This is a genomic window from Neobacillus cucumis, from assembly GCF_023715505.1.
Window position 1 is genome coordinate 455,823 of record NZ_JAMBOH010000001.1, and the last position, 14,601, is coordinate 470,423.

Genomic DNA, 14,601 nt, shown 5'->3' on the forward strand with positions numbered 1-14,601 from the left:
TCCTAAAGATACTTTTTGCGTTCTTCATCGATCATCGAGGTAAGGATTTCTCCCTCTACTTCATCCGCAGTGCTTTCGTAAACATTGATTTCAACCTCGGTACCTTTTTTCTTCACCCACTTACGGATAATGATGAATACAGCCAAAGCTGCTAACCCTATTACGACAAACGGAAGAACCCAAGCTGTTAAACTAAAACCGCTTTTCTCAGGGGATGTTAAGATTTCTTCACCATAAATATTGACATAATACTGACGAATTTTATCCTTGTCCCAGCCTTTATTCATCATCTCAACTAAATCTTTCTTAAACTCAGTCGTAAGATTACATGTATTAGGATCACATTCATAATGATCCTGACCACAGCCGCATGTACAGGCAAATTGCTGGGCAACAGCCTTAAACTCTGCCGATTTATAATCAATCTCTTTTGCTTCCGCTCGAATGAATGAACCCTGAAAAATAAGTGCAATTAAAAGGAGCCCAAGATATAGTTTATTTCTCATTTTATGATACCTCTTTGCGTACCCCTGTGTATCTCGGAGTGACATTTCCATATTTTCCGTTCCAAACTGCAAACAGTGCACCAATTACAATCATAAAAGAACCTACCCATAACCAATCCATCATTGGATTAACTTTGACCACAAAGGTTGCTTTCCCATCATCTTCCCAAGCGCTTAATACAATATATAAGTCCTCCTTCAGAGAGGAAATAATCGCTACCTCTGAAGATGGTTGTTCCCAATTACCATAAAATACCTTTTCCGGCTGGAAGGTACCTAGTTTTTTACCCTTTCTAAATACAGTAACGTCGGCATAGACGATATCGTTAATTCCCTCTTTCTTTTGATCCAGGCGATCATAATTGATCCGGTAATCCCTAAGTTCAATGGATTGTCCTAAAGCAACAGTTTTCATTGTTTCTACATCATAGTTTTGTGAACCGATAATCCCCATCGTAATAAAGGCAATACCGAGGTGGACAATATATCCTCCATAACGGCGGCGGTTACGGATCATTAACCGATATAAAGCTACTATTGGGGATTCTTTTGTCATCTTTCTTCTAGCTTTTACACCTCTATAAAACTCTAAGAAATGGGTAGTTAATAATAGAATGATCACTCCGTAACCAATGACAGCCCATGCCTTTTGGATGCCTAGTACAACCATTAAAGTCATTCCAATTACGGCAAGAATCGCTGGAATCATGAAGTTCTTTCTAAGATTTTTCACAGTAGATTTCTGCCATGCAAGCAGTGGACAGACAGCCATTACAAACATCATCGACAATAGGATCGGTGCTTCTACCTTGTTAAAGAATGGCATCCCTACTGTTACTTTCGTACCACGGACAGCTTCAGAAACAAGCGGAAAAATAGTTCCCCAAAATACTGCAAATGCCGCTCCAACCAGTAATAGATTATTCACTAAGAAACTGCTTTCTTTTGAGATAAAAGAATTAAATTCCCCGGCACTGCGTTTAAGCAGGTTATTGCGGCTCATTAATACATATAATGATAAAATGACCGCTACACCCATGAAGATTAGGAAATATAAACCTAGATTTGAGTTTGCAAAAGCATGAACAGAGGTTAAAACACCACTGCGCACGAGAAATGTTCCAAATAATGTCATCGCATAAGAAACAATAATTAGGCTGATGTTCCATATCTTCAGCATGTTTTTTCGCTCTTGAATCATGACCGAATGTAAGAATGCTGTTGCTGTTAACCATGGCATAAAGGACGCATTTTCTACCGGATCCCAAGCCCAGTAACCGCCCCAGCCAAGCTCTACATATGCCCATTGTCCCCCAAAGATATTTCCAAGGCTCAAGAATAACCAGGCGACGATTGTCCAACGTCTTGTCATCTTTATCCAGAAATCATCTACGTTTTTTAATATTAATGCCGCCATCGCAAATGCGAATGGGATGGAGAGACCCACATAGCCCAAGTATAATGTGACAGGATGAATAATCATCCCCGGGTTTTGCAGCATTGGATTTAGACCTTTTCCTTCTGTCGGTACAGTATCCAATAAAACAAAAGGTTTAGCGACGAATCCTAAGATGAAGAAGAAGAAAACGGCATTGGCCATTAAAATGGCAGAAATGTAAGGAACCATTGGGTTTCCTTTCATCTTTCTGGAATACGCAATCATGAGCATATAAAGAGTTAAGAAAAATGTCCATAATAACAATGATCCTGCATTACCAGCCCATAAAGCGGTCAGTTTATAAATTGCTGGCAGTTCACTGCTGGTGTAATCGGCAACGTATTCATATTGAAATTGAGAAGTTGCTAAAAGGGAAAACAATGAAATCATTGCCATTGCTGCACAAACAAATAAAGCAATCATCCCGCCCTTTCCACTGTTGACGAGTTTTTGATTTTTTGTGCTAATCCCTAATGTTGTAATGAGGAGCGAATAGACTGCTATGGCTAAACCTATATATATCGTTGCGTTGGCAAATAAATACATTTCGTCACCTTCTTACGTTGACTATTATTTTTCTTTTACTGGTTGATCTAACAGTTGTTTATGTTTTTCTGGATCATAGTTTTTCATATCTTTTCCTTCATATTTAGAAGGACATCTAGTTTTGACCGATTCTGCTTCAAACGTATTTTTTTTAGTTGGTGCCCCTTGAAGGATGGTAATTACACCTTCAGAGAAGTTGTCAGGTTTTGTACCGTGATAGATAACATGCATAACATTGCCGTGGTTATCTTTTACGTCAAATTTCAGTTGAATTTTGTCCGGATTCCATTTAATCGTATCTTCCCTTAATAATCCTTCAACCGTTACAAAATCGTCTTTATGCTGGTTCTGGGTGGCCAAAAGTTCTTTCATGGTCAGCTCCACACCACTAGAGCCTGGAGTCGCAGCCATTAACAAGAATACTATAGCACCTGCAATAATAAAGCCGCCTACCATCACTAACGTATTTTTTTTCATTCAACCCACCTCATTAGATTAATTTTTTCATTTCTTCCTCGTACATTTCTTGATCAATTTTTCCAGTTAACAGCTTTTTACGAAGTTCCTTCTTTTCTTCGGCATTACTTGTTTTTTGATCTTTTTTCCCAGCTGGATGCTTTGAAGACTTCGGTTTATGATTAGCCCCTTTTGCTGAAGAACGCCTTCCTGTTTGCACATTACCTTTTAATCCCAAATAAACGAAGACACTTGCGATGATTAAAGCTAGTCCAATGACCGATGCTCCGCCAATACCAATAAGCGGCTTTTCAGTGTTGCTGCTTGATGTTCCCTTTTTTACTTGGTCAGTTGCTGTTACACTGCTATGGTTTTCATCATTTGGCGGCTGCTGTTTATTAATGGCCTCCATAGTTGATTCTGTTCCATCCTTTTTGTACGAAAAGGAAAAGTTAAGATTTTCTTTTGCCTTTACATTCTTGTATTGGTAGTAATACAACTCTTCGCCATACTCACTCTTCGTATTGTTAGCTGTTTTGGGTACTAGCTTTATATTTTTTGCATCCATTGGAGCGTAAAAAATGACATCTAACTGACCAATTGCAGCGTTATTTATCATCTGATATGTAAAGTTTTTTTGGTCCTTTACTTCTATAGTTTTAGTGTAGTATTCAATTACAAATTGATAGGTTTCGTTATTCTTAATTGCTTTTGCCGGCTTCCATGAAACAATTCCCTTTTCCTTATCAACATCATAGGGACGTTGAACTTCTGGTTTATTTTCTTCTGGAAATTCTGCAACTAAATAGGCTTCAAATCCCTTTTCCATAGCAGGAACAGGAAATTCGATTTTCCCATCATAGTCTTGGCCACTTTTATTGGTAATGGTTCCGTACTTGCCTACTAATAATGATGGAACATCCCTTGATCCCCAATCTTCGGGGTAATCAAACTCCGGCATCACTTGTACCTGCATTTCCTTAAACGGAAATTTCTCTGCTTGAAATACAGTTGCAGCACTAATTTTAGTACCTATAAAACTAGTTAAAAATGTTGTAATAACGAACATTGCTAACCACTTTTTCTTTAGCATAATTATCCTCCTTGGCTTCCGAAAACTCTCACTTAAACACTCAATTTTCACTATAGTCCTCTTTGAAATAAATATATCCGTTCTACAACCTTGAAAGTTGAATGACTCTTGAACATTTTGTTAAACGGAGGAAACGTTTGAGTTTTTGACAAAAAACCACCACAAAATGTTCACATTTTTAAAATTACATTGATTTATTTGAGCAATTTGAAGGATTCCGAAATCGTATTAATAGTAAAAAAAACCTGCACCCTAAAATAGCAGGATACAGGTTTTACAAAAATCTATTATTTAATCTATTTCTTTTCTTCCAAAGAACGGATATAGCTAACAATGTCTGAAATCTCCTGTTCTTTTAGTTGACGGACACCGTCAAGACCTTTTAAAGACGGACCCATTCTTGTCTCTTCTCGACCATAAGCTGTACTAATCCAAATTTGCTTATCAGTTGTATACGATAGATAGTCACGATGTGAAAGAGCGGTTCCCATTCGCAGCATACCTTTACCTGCCTCCATATGACAGTTCTGACAATATAAAGTGTACAGTTTTTTTCCAGTGGCAGGATCCCCAACAATGGTTTTTGGGACATTAAAATCAATATTTTCCCTTTGCCAATTACGGATAAAGGCTACAATATTTTTTAATTCCTTCTCTGATAATCTAGGTCCATAGGCTGGCATACCAGTTCCTACTCTTCCAAATTTTATATAATTATATAAATTCTTATCCGTTACAGAGTTTAGGAAATTTTGATTATTTAAAGCCGTTCCAGCTTCTACCCCTTCACCTTTTCCAGTATCACCATGACAAACTAGACAGTTTTTATTGTATACCTTTTCACCTGCTGCAATCGCCTGTGAATTCCGGTGACCAAATATATTACTATTACTGATACAAACAACAATACCTATTATCACCAAAATGTAAAATCCAATTAATATTTTTTTCATGGGTTACCCCTACTTCGGCTGAGGTGTTGGGGTTGGTTCCCCAAGTTCTTCATACTTTTCAGTTATCAATTGATAAATTTTATCAGGACTTTTACCGTTGAGATGCATTTCTATTGCCTCCCGGGCAATATTGACACAAGTATCTCACGATATGCCATGTGAATCCCATTGTTGTACAGCGTTATCTTCACCAACACTCTTAACAAAGCAATCTAAATTGCTCTTATGTCCATCTGCCACACAACCACAATAACATGGTACTTGAGCAACCACATCTGGATAGGTCGATGCCATTATATAAGTTTCTTGAACTTTTTCTGAAGAATTTAATACAAAATCAGGGAGTGGATTATGTTTTTTATCTAGTTTCCAACTTTGGTCCTCAAGCTTTGAGCTGCATCCTGCAGCTATAATGGCTAATAGAATGAAAAGGAAGAAGAAAGTTGTCATTCGTTTCATCTATTGATTCACCCCTTTCCTAATATTCTTATACTTTTTCATTTTATCAAACAGGCGTTTCCTAACTTACTCTTAATTCTTACTATTTAGTGAAGTTTTTACGTTTTATAAAATAAATAAGCTTTTTAATAAACAAGAAGGCGTCACAGAACAAAAGCGCAAGAGCCTTGAACAGCCCCGACAAGCATAAGACGCTCAGGGAAGGAAGGTGTTCTTTGCCTTCATTCCCTGAGTGGCTGTAGACCATCGAGGGGCAAGGCGCTGGAGCTGGACGTCGATAGTCCATTTTTTAATAGTTATCCACAAGCGGAAATTTTATAATTTTCTTTTCAAAAAAAAAACCTTAGATCCGTTTTACGGTCTAAGGTTTTTATATTATAGCTTATGCACGAGAAACATAACTTGCTTCTGTTGTATTAATGATGAGCTTATCTCCTTGGTTTATAAAGAAAGGCACTTGAACAATAAGACCCGTTTCAAGTGTAGCAGGTTTTGTACCGCCAGAAGCTGTATCCCCTTTAATGCCAGGTTCTGTTTCGGTAACTTCTAATTCCACCGTGTTTGGCAATTCTACACCAAGTGTTTCATATTGGAACATCATGATGTGAACTTCCATATTTTCTTTTAAGAACTTTAATTCATATTCAATATTTGCTGCTGGAAGTTCCACTTGTTCGTAAGATTCCATATCCATGAACACGTGAGAATCACCGCTTGCATAAAGATATTGCATTTTACGATTGTCAATCTGTGCTTTTTCTACCTTTTCACCTGCACGGAAGGTTTTTTCTTGTATGGCTCCATTACGTAAGTTACGAAGCTTTGAACGAACAAAGGCAGCACCTTTTCCTGGCTTTACGTGTTGAAAGTCTAGAACGCGCCATAGGCCGCCATCGACCTCAATGGTTAATCCCGTTTTAAAATCGTTAACAGATATCATGTGTAAATCCTCCTAAAATCTTACAATATAATTAAATCCTTTGTAGAGTGGGTTAGAGCTTCATTATGAGTGTCCGTAATTAATGTATCGTCTTCAATTCGAACGCCGCCAAGACCTGGGATGTAGATACCGGGTTCACAAGTAACCACCATGCCAGACTCTAAAATAGTATCAGACCTCATTGATAAACCAGGGCCTTCATGAATTTCAAGTCCAATTCCGTGACCAGTTGAGTGACCAAAGTATTCACCATAGCCCTTTTCTGTTATGTAGTCTCTTGTAATTGCATCTGCTTCTTTTCCTGTAATACCAGGTTTAAATCCAGCCATCCCACGCAGCTGTGCTTCAAGGACAATTTGGTAAATTTCCTTCAGCTTGGGATCTGGTTCACCAACGGCAACTGTCCGGGTAATGTCGGAAACATAGCCATTGTAATAGCAGCCATAGTCCATTGTTACAATATCCCCTGCTTCGATTACTTTATCACTTGCAACACCGTGTGGCAGGGCAGAACGATGACCTGAAGCAACGATGGTATCAAAGGATGAGGAAGCAGCACCAGCCTTTCTCATAAAAAACTCAAGCTCATTTGATACTTCTAATTCGGTTTTACCTGGGCTGATAAAATCCAAAATATGTTTAAAGGCAGCATCAGCGATATCTGCTGCTACCTTTAATATCTTAATCTCTGCGTCTGTCTTAATCAAGCGTAACTTTTCAATTACACCGGAAATCGGGACTAGGTCAGATTCTATTTCTTTGTCATATACTTTAAAGGAAGAATATGTTAAGAACTCCTCTTCAAAACCAAGCTTTTTAATACCTAAATTTTTAACTTGCTGCGCAACTTCTTCCGGAACTGAACCAGAATATTTTATAATCTCAAATCCTTGGCATTGTTCGGATGCTTGTTCAATATATCGGAAGTCTGTAATGAACTGTGCTTTGTCTTCGCTAATTAAAACTACACCTGCTGTTCCTGTAAAATTGGATATGTAGCGGCGATTGTAAGGGCTGGTAATTAACATTCCATCAATGCCATTTGCAGAAAAGGCTGATCGTAACTTCTCTAATTTTTCCAATGTATCTCCACTCTCCCTAATAATGGTTGTAGATAAAAATATTTTATCATAACCTTTAATTATTAGACTAATTAGAACTTAGGTTGAAGCCTCTTTGTCTTGCACTTTAGTAATTTCATATTCATAATTAATCGAATATCCAATAAAAGTTCCATATAATATATATAGACAAATAGAAGTTATAACAGTGTCCCTGCCTAACTCAGTAAATGGTTTAATTCCTGGGAAAATGGGATTAAGAACATAAAATACCAATAAAAATAGTACAATTCCAAATCCAATCCCAAACCATATGCCCTTTAGTTTTCTTAGGGCCACATAATAAATGAATGCTGATAAAATTGAAACAATCATCAAAAATATCAAGGAGATGACTTTGCCAAGCCAGCTGTATTTCCAATCACCCAATGCCCATGGTTCCAGTATGACATTGGGGCTAACATCTGTAAAATTAAAAAAATAAGCAACGTACCCAATGACACCCCAAAAAAAACCTCCAAACAAACCAGTCCAAAAAACCATCATTAAAAAAGACATTGGTTTTGGATACTGATCCATATGCTTTTCATTTGACATTATGACTACCTCCGTTCTTACTTTAACCTTGCTCTTTTCTATGTAATTCTTTCTAATTTCAAGGATTATTATGCCCTTAGAAAATCAATCCTTACATAGAAAAAATTTTTCTGCGTTTTTATATGGAAATATTATGTCATCCTAGAGGTTTTTTCACTTTTCTAGTAGAATAAAATTAAGTACATACAGATTTATCATTTCTGCTATTGTGCAACTATGTTATAGGTTGGTGTTTAAACCATGTCTAATTCTCAAAAACCCGTATATGGCGGCCAAGCAGTCGTTGAAGGTGTAATGTTTGGCGGGAAACATCATTATGTCACCGCTATCCGCAGGAAAGATGGTTCTGTAGAATACTTTCACTTGCCACGGAAAGCCAATCCTTTTTTAACTATTTTAAAAAGGATTCCGTTTCTGCGTGGTATCATTTCAATCGTTGAAGCTAGTGCGAATGGCTCAAAACATTTGAACTTTTCAACCGAAAGATTTGATGTAGATCCTAAAGATGATGATACAATCAAGGAAAAAGAAGTTTCAAAATTGACGATGTATTTAGGGGTAGCCGTTATAGGAGTCATATCGTTTTTATTTGGGAAATTTGCTTTTACATTAATTCCAGTTTTTTTAGCTGTCCTAACAAAGCCAATTTTCCCATCAGATTTTGCCCAAGTACTGGTTGAAGGCTTCTTTAAGCTGGTACTGCTCCTATCATATATATATTTTGTTTCACTAACTCCTCTTATAAAAAGAGTGTTTCAATATCATGGTGCTGAGCATAAAGTAATAAACACCTTTGAAGCAGGGGTAGAATTATCAGTTGAAAATGTGCAGGCTCACTCTCGGCTGCACTATCGCTGTGGCAGCAGTTTCATTTTATTTACGGTCATTGTCGGAGTTTTTGTGTATTTACTTGTCCCAACAACACCGCTATGGTTGAGGGTTGTTGACCGTATTCTTTTAATACCTGTGGTGTTAGGGATTTCCTTTGAGGTCTTACAGGTAACCAACAAATTAAGGGATATTCCAGTATTAAAGTATCTTGGTTTGCCTGGACTATGGCTTCAATTGTTAACGACAAAAGAACCAAGTAATGACCAAGTAGAAGTGGCCATTCTCTCTTTCCAAGAATTATTAAAGAGAGAGCAGGAAACAGAGTTTGATCCAAAAACTGAAGAAATTGTCTAAATCTTTTTACCTGTGTGTTTAAAAGAATAAAAAAATGCTTAAGATGCTCTTAGGGAGGTGGCTTTCTTGAAAAATCGGACATCAACAATTATTGTTGGGGTACTTATTATTCTTGCATTACTAGGACTTGTTAGTTCATTTACAGCAAATCCTGCCGGTTTCATTCAGGGAATAGCTGTCATCGCATTGATCGGTTTAGTCATTTATTTCCTTTTTCGAAGGTTTTCAAATTCGAGCCCTCAGAAAAAAGAGCAGCGGGCATTTCTTAAGGCAGCTAAAAAGTCAAAAAAACGATTACAGCAAAAGGGTGGAGATTCTACTGCCAAGACCTCCTCTCTAGGAACTTTAACTTCATTAAAGAAAAGCACCAAGACAAAAAAGAAATCACCTGCTCATTTGACCGTTATCGACGGCAAAAAGGGTAAAAAGAAAAATCGAGCGTCTTTTTAGACACTCGATTTTTTATTAGAAAGCGGAATCACCTGGACCAAGGAAAAAGTAGTTCATTTTTTCCTTGGGGCTGAAACAAGCTATATCTATCTAACCTTTAATAACTCCAACGGTTCAAAAACGTCTTTGCATGTTCCCGTCCGATATCAAATAACTTTTGTTTCTTTTCATTTGTAAGGCTAAACTCAGTTAAGGAAACACCCTCTGCTTTAATAAATATAATATTTTCGACATGTTTTTTTGAAATATACCTTTGATCGTGAGCGTCTTTCATCGTTTCAAATAAGGCCCCGAATAATTGAATACCGTTTTTAATTTGATGTTTTTCATGTTCATATTCGCTTGGACTTAACTTTATACCAAGAACAGGCCTGACCTTTTTTACATTTTCTTTATCAAAAAGCCACATAGGAAAATTACTTAACACTCCCCCATCCACTAAAACATTCACTCCATCTATTGACCGCAATTTAACTGGTTCAAAAAAATACGGAATACTGCAGCTCATTCTGATAGCTTTGGCAATTGAAAAAGAACCAGGATTTATTCCGAATTTTTCTAAGTCATCGGGCAATACCACCATTTGTCCGTTCGTAAGATCTGAAGCAATTAATCTCAGTGTATCCGGAGGGAGATCCGAAAATGTCCTCAACCCTTTTGCTTCGAGTTTCTCCTTCAACCATCTTTCAAGTTCATTTCCTTTATAAAGTCCTAATTTCCAATAAACCAGCAGCCATTTAGCAATTGAAAAAGGAATAATGCTTTTTCGAGAATCAAGTAATTTAGGCAGATCAAATTCATCCACCAATTCATAAATTTCTTTACTGGTATATCCCGCCGCCACTAAGGCCGCAATAATTGAACCCGCACTTGTTCCTGCGACCCTAACAAATTTAAATCCTCTGCTTTCTAGTTCCTCATAGGCTCCTATGAGGGCGAACCCTTTAATTCCCCCTCCAGAAAAAACGCCGTCTATATTCATGGGCAGCCACTCCTAAAGATGAACTTGTTACATCTTTAGTCAGTGTGATTGGGATATAGTACGGCGGACGAGTAAAAAATTTAAGTGAAATATTGGACTACCGCATTTGGGAAAAATTCTTGGACATATTCTCTGATGGTACTTTCAAGGTCCTTTGCCTCTTCGGTTGGATAGACATATTTACCAATACCGTACCTCCCCCATTTATACTTTCTTTTTTCCTCATTCATTTCAAGCTTTGTTTTTGGGTAACGTTTGGCAATAACATTTTTTGCGGGTTTCGTAAAACGATGCTGAATTAATTCAAAAGTAAGATCCGGTATGTCTACACCTGTAAGTTCCTCACTTAGACGCTCAAATAATTCTCGATATCCTTCCTTCCAGTCTTCATGCATGTAGATAGGGGCAACGATAAAACCCAATGGATATCCGGCATTAGCGACTTTCCGGGCAGCCCTTAATCGTTCTTCAAAGGAAGATGTTCCGGGCTCAAAGTTCTTAATGACGTAACGTGAATTGACGCTAAACCTGAATCTGGTTTTCCCATTATGCTTAGCATCGAGAAGGTGGTCGACGTGATGAAATTTTGTCACAAAACGAAGCTGACCATATTCGGATTGTCCAAAGAATTCAATTGCTTTCTTTAAGGAATGGGTTAGATGATCTAATCCGACAATGTCGGATGTACAGGCCGCTTCAAAGCGTGTAATTTCGGGTTTTCGTTCATCCATGTATTTCTGCGCCTGCTCAAAGATTTCATCTAAATTAACATAAGTCCTGATATAGGGCTTACTTCCAAGGGTGGTCTGCAAGTAACAATAATGGCAGTGACCCATGCATCCGGTTGCGAGCGGAATAGCATACTCAGCAGATGGTTTGGAGGTATCGAATTTTAAAGTTCTTCTGATTCCTACTACCAAGGTCGATTTGGCATTTCGGTATTGTTGCAGTTCATTATCTCCGGGAATTCCTCTGACTTGATTATGTGAAGTGGTTTCGCGAATCTCAAGACCTAATTTAGTGAACTTTTCTTTTAGCTCCCTGCCAAGGGGATATTCTAATGCTTTGGGCTCGATATAGACAAGCTGTGGCATAAAAGGCTCCATTACCGACTCCCTCTTTTCTGCTTGTTTTTTAGTAGTATGAGTTGTTGTGAGGGAAGATAATAAATAATAATGGAGAGAAGTTTTTCCATCTTTAGATAAGAAAAAGCGGAAGCACCTTGATCAGCCCCGACAGGCATGAGACGAGCCAGCCGAAAGGTGCTTTTTAACCTTTTGGACGGCTCATCTGTAGATCCTCGAGGGGCTAGGCACTGGAACTAGACAATTCTTAACGTCAATAACATTTATACCCTCTCAGTACAAAAAAGAGCATCGGGTCACCGATACTCTTTTTTCACTAGCTTTTAGATATGTTTGGCACCAATATATTTTGGTTTCCAGTATGTGTTGCTTGTATAGGTGACAATGACACCCTTAGATGAAGATGCCATAATCATTTTACCTGAACCAATATAAATCGCTACGTGTGTTGGTCTGCTTGCCTTAGTAGGGGCAAAGAACATTAAATCTCCAACCTGTGGTGAACTTACGCGATATCCTTTTGTATAGAACATGTCAGCTGCGGTGCGTGGCAATGCTACTCCAGCCTTCCCAAAAGAATATTTTACAAGTCCAGAACAGTCAAAACCTGCAGGAGTTATTCCACCCCATCTATATGGAACACCTAAGTTTGTTTTCGCTATTGAAATTGCTTTTGTATGATAATATGCCGCTTCTGCTTTATCACCCGAAGTGGCAAATAAAGAGGTAGTTATTGTAGCTGTGATTACAAATGCTGCAATTATTTTCTTTATCATTTTGTTATTCCCCCTTGGGTGAGTTGATATCTTTACTATACAAGGAAAGGATAACAGGCACGTCACAGCTATATTACAATACGATCACAAAGTTATTTTAAAATAATTTATAGATAATAATAAAAAAAGAGAATGGAAGCCAATTCCATCCTCTTAATAGTTATTATAAACCACACTTTAATTGAGCATTACAGTTCGTACATGTGTTGCAGCCGCCGATTTCTTTGACTTTTCCTTTGCGGCAGACTGGGCATGTATTACCGACCTCAGAACCTATGGTTACGTCTGTTGAACGAAGGTCACTGATTGTGTCTACAAGGACCACATGTTGATGTGGTTTTTCATCAAACATGGATAATTGTTCATTTGTATTTTCTTCTGCTTTAAGCGTTAAGACTTGTGAATCACGTGAACCGTCCACATAGACAGTACCGCCTTTCGCACCGCCGCGATATAGGCGCTCGTATACTTTTTCTACTTGTTCTACGCTGTATCCTTTTGGTGCGTTAACGGTTTTACTAATGGAGCTGTCGATCCAACGCTGGATGACACATTGAACGTCGGCATGGGCTTCTGGTGCAAGCTCCATGGCTGTAACGAACCAGTTTGGCAGGTTGTTAGCGTCTGCTTCTGGGTGTTGATCTAGATATTCTTGTACGATATCGGCCTTAACTTCAATAAATTTGCCAAGACGTCCACTGCGGAAGTAAGAGAATGAGAAGTAAGGCTCTAATCCTGTCGAAACTCCGACCATGGTCCCAGTGGATCCAGTTGGAGCCACGGTCAGCAAATGTGAATTTCTAATTCCTTTTTCGAGTATAGATTCACGAATATCTTCAGGCATTTTTTTCATAAAACCAGTATTAATGAATGCCTGTCTTAGGCGGTTTGTTTCTTCGGGTGTTTCACCTGTTAAGAACGGGAAGCTCCCCTTCTCTGTTGCTAATTCAACAGATGTTCTATAAGCAGTTGTTGCAATGGCTTCGAATACTTTATCGACTAGCTCATTACCTTCTGGTGAACCATACTCCGTTTCACAGTAGATTAACAAATCATGTAATCCCATGACTCCAAGACCTACACGGCGCTCTCCAAGAGCTTGCTTTTTATTTTCTTCAAGGAAGTATGGAGTAGCGTTAATAACGTTGTCCTGCATACGCACACCGACTGCTACAGTTTGTTTTAGTTTTTCAAAATCAACTGTTTTAGATTCCTTATCTGCCATTTCAGCAAGGTTTACTGCTGCAAGGTTACATACTGAAAATGGTGCAAGTGGTTGTTCTCCACACGGATTGGTTGCTACAACTTGTTGTCCATATGCTTTGGCATTTGTCATGTCGTTAGCATTATCGATAAAGAATATACCTGGTTCTGCAGAGTAGGTAGCGCAGATATTGATTAAATTCCAAAGTTCTTTTGCCTTAATTTTTTTATAGACACGAACTTTGTATCCAAGTTTTTCCCACTCACGCACGTCACCGACTTTGTGCCATTCTTCATTGTAAATGTTCATTTCTTCTTGATTGTAGTGTTCAACATATGGGAATCGAAGTTCATAATCACCATCGTTTTCTACAGCTTCCATAAATTCCTTTGTCAAACAAACGGAAATGTTTGCACCGGTTAGGAACTCAGAATTATGAACGGTATAATTTCCACCAGTTAGAAGCTTTTCCTCAGCATGAGCAATGCTATTTTCATCAAAACCACCAAACCCGGGAATTGTTTTATAATTTACAATCCCTTGATACATCGCAGTTTCTTGTGGCGTTAAAGGTGTAAACTTAAGTTTATCCTTTGCATGTTTTTTAATGGTTTCATCGTTTGTATTTTCAATTAAGAATCGTAGGATTCTAGGATTCTGCATTTTTGAAATAATAAATTCAATAATGTCTGGATGCCACGCTCATACCGTCCCTTTCAGGATATTTTCTCTGCTTGTCTGCAGACGGTCTAGACTATATCATCACCCTCAGCATTCACTGTTAGGGGCCGGGCGCTAATGAGAGTTTATTGTTGGGACTCACTCTCTAGTCGTTGAACCTTCGCCATTAACTATGCCCAATGACGCTTG

General features: G+C 38.1%; 14 protein-coding genes and 1 pseudogene. 2 read left to right on the top strand and 13 right to left on the bottom strand.

Features of this window, described 5'->3' with window-relative positions; translation table 11 throughout:
* Positions 1-2: 2 nt before the first annotated feature.
* The 9 genes from M3226_RS02405 to M3226_RS02445 all read right to left on the bottom strand — a co-directional run bounded on the left by M3226_RS02405 (position 3) and on the right by M3226_RS02445 (position 8,049).
* The gene (locus M3226_RS02405) at positions 3-506 is read right to left on the bottom strand and encodes a cytochrome c-type biogenesis protein (RefSeq protein ID WP_251562192.1); all 504 of its coding nucleotides are present in this window, start codon (positions 504-506) and stop codon (positions 3-5) included.
* A gap of 1 nt (position 507) precedes the next feature.
* Positions 508-2,490 carry a heme lyase CcmF/NrfE family subunit gene (locus tag M3226_RS02410; RefSeq protein WP_251562194.1) on the bottom strand — a complete coding sequence of 661 codons (1,983 nt, stop codon included), beginning with the start codon at positions 2,488-2,490 and terminating at the stop codon, positions 508-510.
* A gap of 24 nt (positions 2,491-2,514) precedes the next feature.
* Positions 2,515-2,967, bottom strand: a complete 453-nt coding sequence (locus tag M3226_RS02415) for a cytochrome c maturation protein CcmE (RefSeq protein ID WP_251562196.1) — start codon at positions 2,965-2,967, stop codon at positions 2,515-2,517.
* 13 nt (positions 2,968-2,980) lie between these two features.
* Positions 2,981-4,039 carry a hypothetical protein gene (locus M3226_RS02420; RefSeq protein WP_251562198.1) on the bottom strand — a complete coding sequence of 353 codons (1,059 nt, stop codon included), beginning with the start codon at positions 4,037-4,039 and terminating at the stop codon, positions 2,981-2,983.
* A gap of 296 nt (positions 4,040-4,335) precedes the next feature.
* On the bottom strand, positions 4,336-4,992 hold the full coding sequence (locus M3226_RS02425; RefSeq protein ID WP_251562200.1) for a c-type cytochrome: 657 nt from the start codon (positions 4,990-4,992) through the stop codon (positions 4,336-4,338).
* 9 nt (positions 4,993-5,001) lie between these two features.
* Positions 5,002-5,451: a PCYCGC motif-containing (lipo)protein gene (locus M3226_RS02430; protein ID WP_308211921.1), complete on the bottom strand. Its 450-nt coding sequence runs from the start codon at positions 5,449-5,451 to the stop codon at positions 5,002-5,004.
* Between the two features lie 382 nt (positions 5,452-5,833).
* Positions 5,834-6,391 (bottom strand): elongation factor P, encoded by a 558-nt coding sequence (gene efp / locus M3226_RS02435; protein WP_098530045.1) that lies wholly within the window; start codon positions 6,389-6,391, stop codon positions 5,834-5,836.
* A gap of 20 nt (positions 6,392-6,411) precedes the next feature.
* Entirely contained in the window at positions 6,412-7,473 is a 1,062-nt protein-coding gene (locus M3226_RS02440; protein WP_251562202.1) for a M24 family metallopeptidase, read from the bottom strand.
* Positions 7,474-7,551: 78 nt separating this feature from the next.
* The gene (locus tag M3226_RS02445) at positions 7,552-8,049 is read right to left on the bottom strand and encodes a YqhR family membrane protein (protein ID WP_251562204.1); all 498 of its coding nucleotides are present in this window, start codon (positions 8,047-8,049) and stop codon (positions 7,552-7,554) included.
* A 240-nt stretch (positions 8,050-8,289) separates the two neighbouring features.
* On the opposite strand from M3226_RS02445, the gene M3226_RS02450 reads away from it, so the two are divergent.
* Both M3226_RS02450 and M3226_RS02455 read left to right on the top strand, forming a co-directional pair.
* Complete coding sequence (locus M3226_RS02450) at positions 8,290-9,234, top strand: DUF1385 domain-containing protein (protein WP_251562206.1); 945 nt, start codon at positions 8,290-8,292, stop codon at positions 9,232-9,234.
* 57 nt (positions 9,235-9,291) lie between these two features.
* A complete protein-coding gene (locus tag M3226_RS02455; RefSeq protein WP_308211922.1) occupies positions 9,292-9,684 on the top strand; it encodes an SA1362 family protein in 393 nt (130 codons plus the stop codon).
* A gap of 97 nt (positions 9,685-9,781) precedes the next feature.
* On the opposite strand, the gene M3226_RS02460 is transcribed toward M3226_RS02455, so the two are convergent.
* The 4 genes and pseudogenes from M3226_RS02460 to M3226_RS02475 form a co-directional block, all read right to left on the bottom strand.
* On the bottom strand, positions 9,782-10,666 hold the full coding sequence (locus tag M3226_RS02460; protein WP_251562210.1) for a patatin-like phospholipase family protein: 885 nt from the start codon (positions 10,664-10,666) through the stop codon (positions 9,782-9,784).
* Between the two features lie 80 nt (positions 10,667-10,746).
* Entirely contained in the window at positions 10,747-11,772 is a 1,026-nt protein-coding gene (gene splB, locus M3226_RS02465; protein WP_251562211.1) for a spore photoproduct lyase, read from the bottom strand.
* Positions 11,773-12,074: 302 nt separating this feature from the next.
* Positions 12,075-12,527 (bottom strand): C40 family peptidase, encoded by a 453-nt coding sequence (locus M3226_RS02470; RefSeq protein ID WP_251562213.1) that lies wholly within the window; start codon positions 12,525-12,527, stop codon positions 12,075-12,077.
* Positions 12,528-12,690: 163 nt separating this feature from the next.
* Positions 12,691-14,430 (bottom strand): annotated as a pseudogene (locus tag M3226_RS02475) (vitamin B12-dependent ribonucleotide reductase); the annotation flags it as partial.
* Between the last annotated feature and the right edge of the window lie 171 nt (positions 14,431-14,601).

What these genes read in the sequence shown, in the direction of transcription:
- M3226_RS02405 (WP_251562192.1), bottom strand. Translation starts at nt 506, where the DNA reads ATGAGAAATAAACTATATCTTGGGCTCCTTTTAATTGCACTTATTTTT.
- M3226_RS02410 (WP_251562194.1), bottom strand. Translation starts at nt 2,490, where the DNA reads ATGTATTTATTTGCCAACGCAACGATATATATAGGTTTAGCCATAGCA.
- M3226_RS02415 (WP_251562196.1), bottom strand. Translation starts at nt 2,967, where the DNA reads ATGAAAAAAAATACGTTAGTGATGGTAGGCGGCTTTATTATTGCAGGT.
- M3226_RS02420 (WP_251562198.1), bottom strand. Translation starts at nt 4,039, where the DNA reads ATGCTAAAGAAAAAGTGGTTAGCAATGTTCGTTATTACAACATTTTTA.
- M3226_RS02425 (WP_251562200.1), bottom strand. Translation starts at nt 4,992, where the DNA reads ATGAAAAAAATATTAATTGGATTTTACATTTTGGTGATAATAGGTATT.
- efp (WP_098530045.1), bottom strand. Translation starts at nt 6,391, where the DNA reads ATGATATCTGTTAACGATTTTAAAACGGGATTAACCATTGAGGTCGAT.
- M3226_RS02445 (WP_251562204.1), bottom strand. Translation starts at nt 8,049, where the DNA reads ATGTCAAATGAAAAGCATATGGATCAGTATCCAAAACCAATGTCTTTT.
- M3226_RS02450 (WP_251562206.1), top strand. Translation starts at nt 8,290, where the DNA reads ATGTCTAATTCTCAAAAACCCGTATATGGCGGCCAAGCAGTCGTTGAA.
- M3226_RS02460 (WP_251562210.1), bottom strand. Translation starts at nt 10,666, where the DNA reads ATGAATATAGACGGCGTTTTTTCTGGAGGGGGAATTAAAGGGTTCGCC.
- splB (WP_251562211.1), bottom strand. Translation starts at nt 11,772, where the DNA reads ATGGAGCCTTTTATGCCACAGCTTGTCTATATCGAGCCCAAAGCATTA.
- M3226_RS02470 (WP_251562213.1), bottom strand. Translation starts at nt 12,527, where the DNA reads ATGATAAAGAAAATAATTGCAGCATTTGTAATCACAGCTACAATAACT.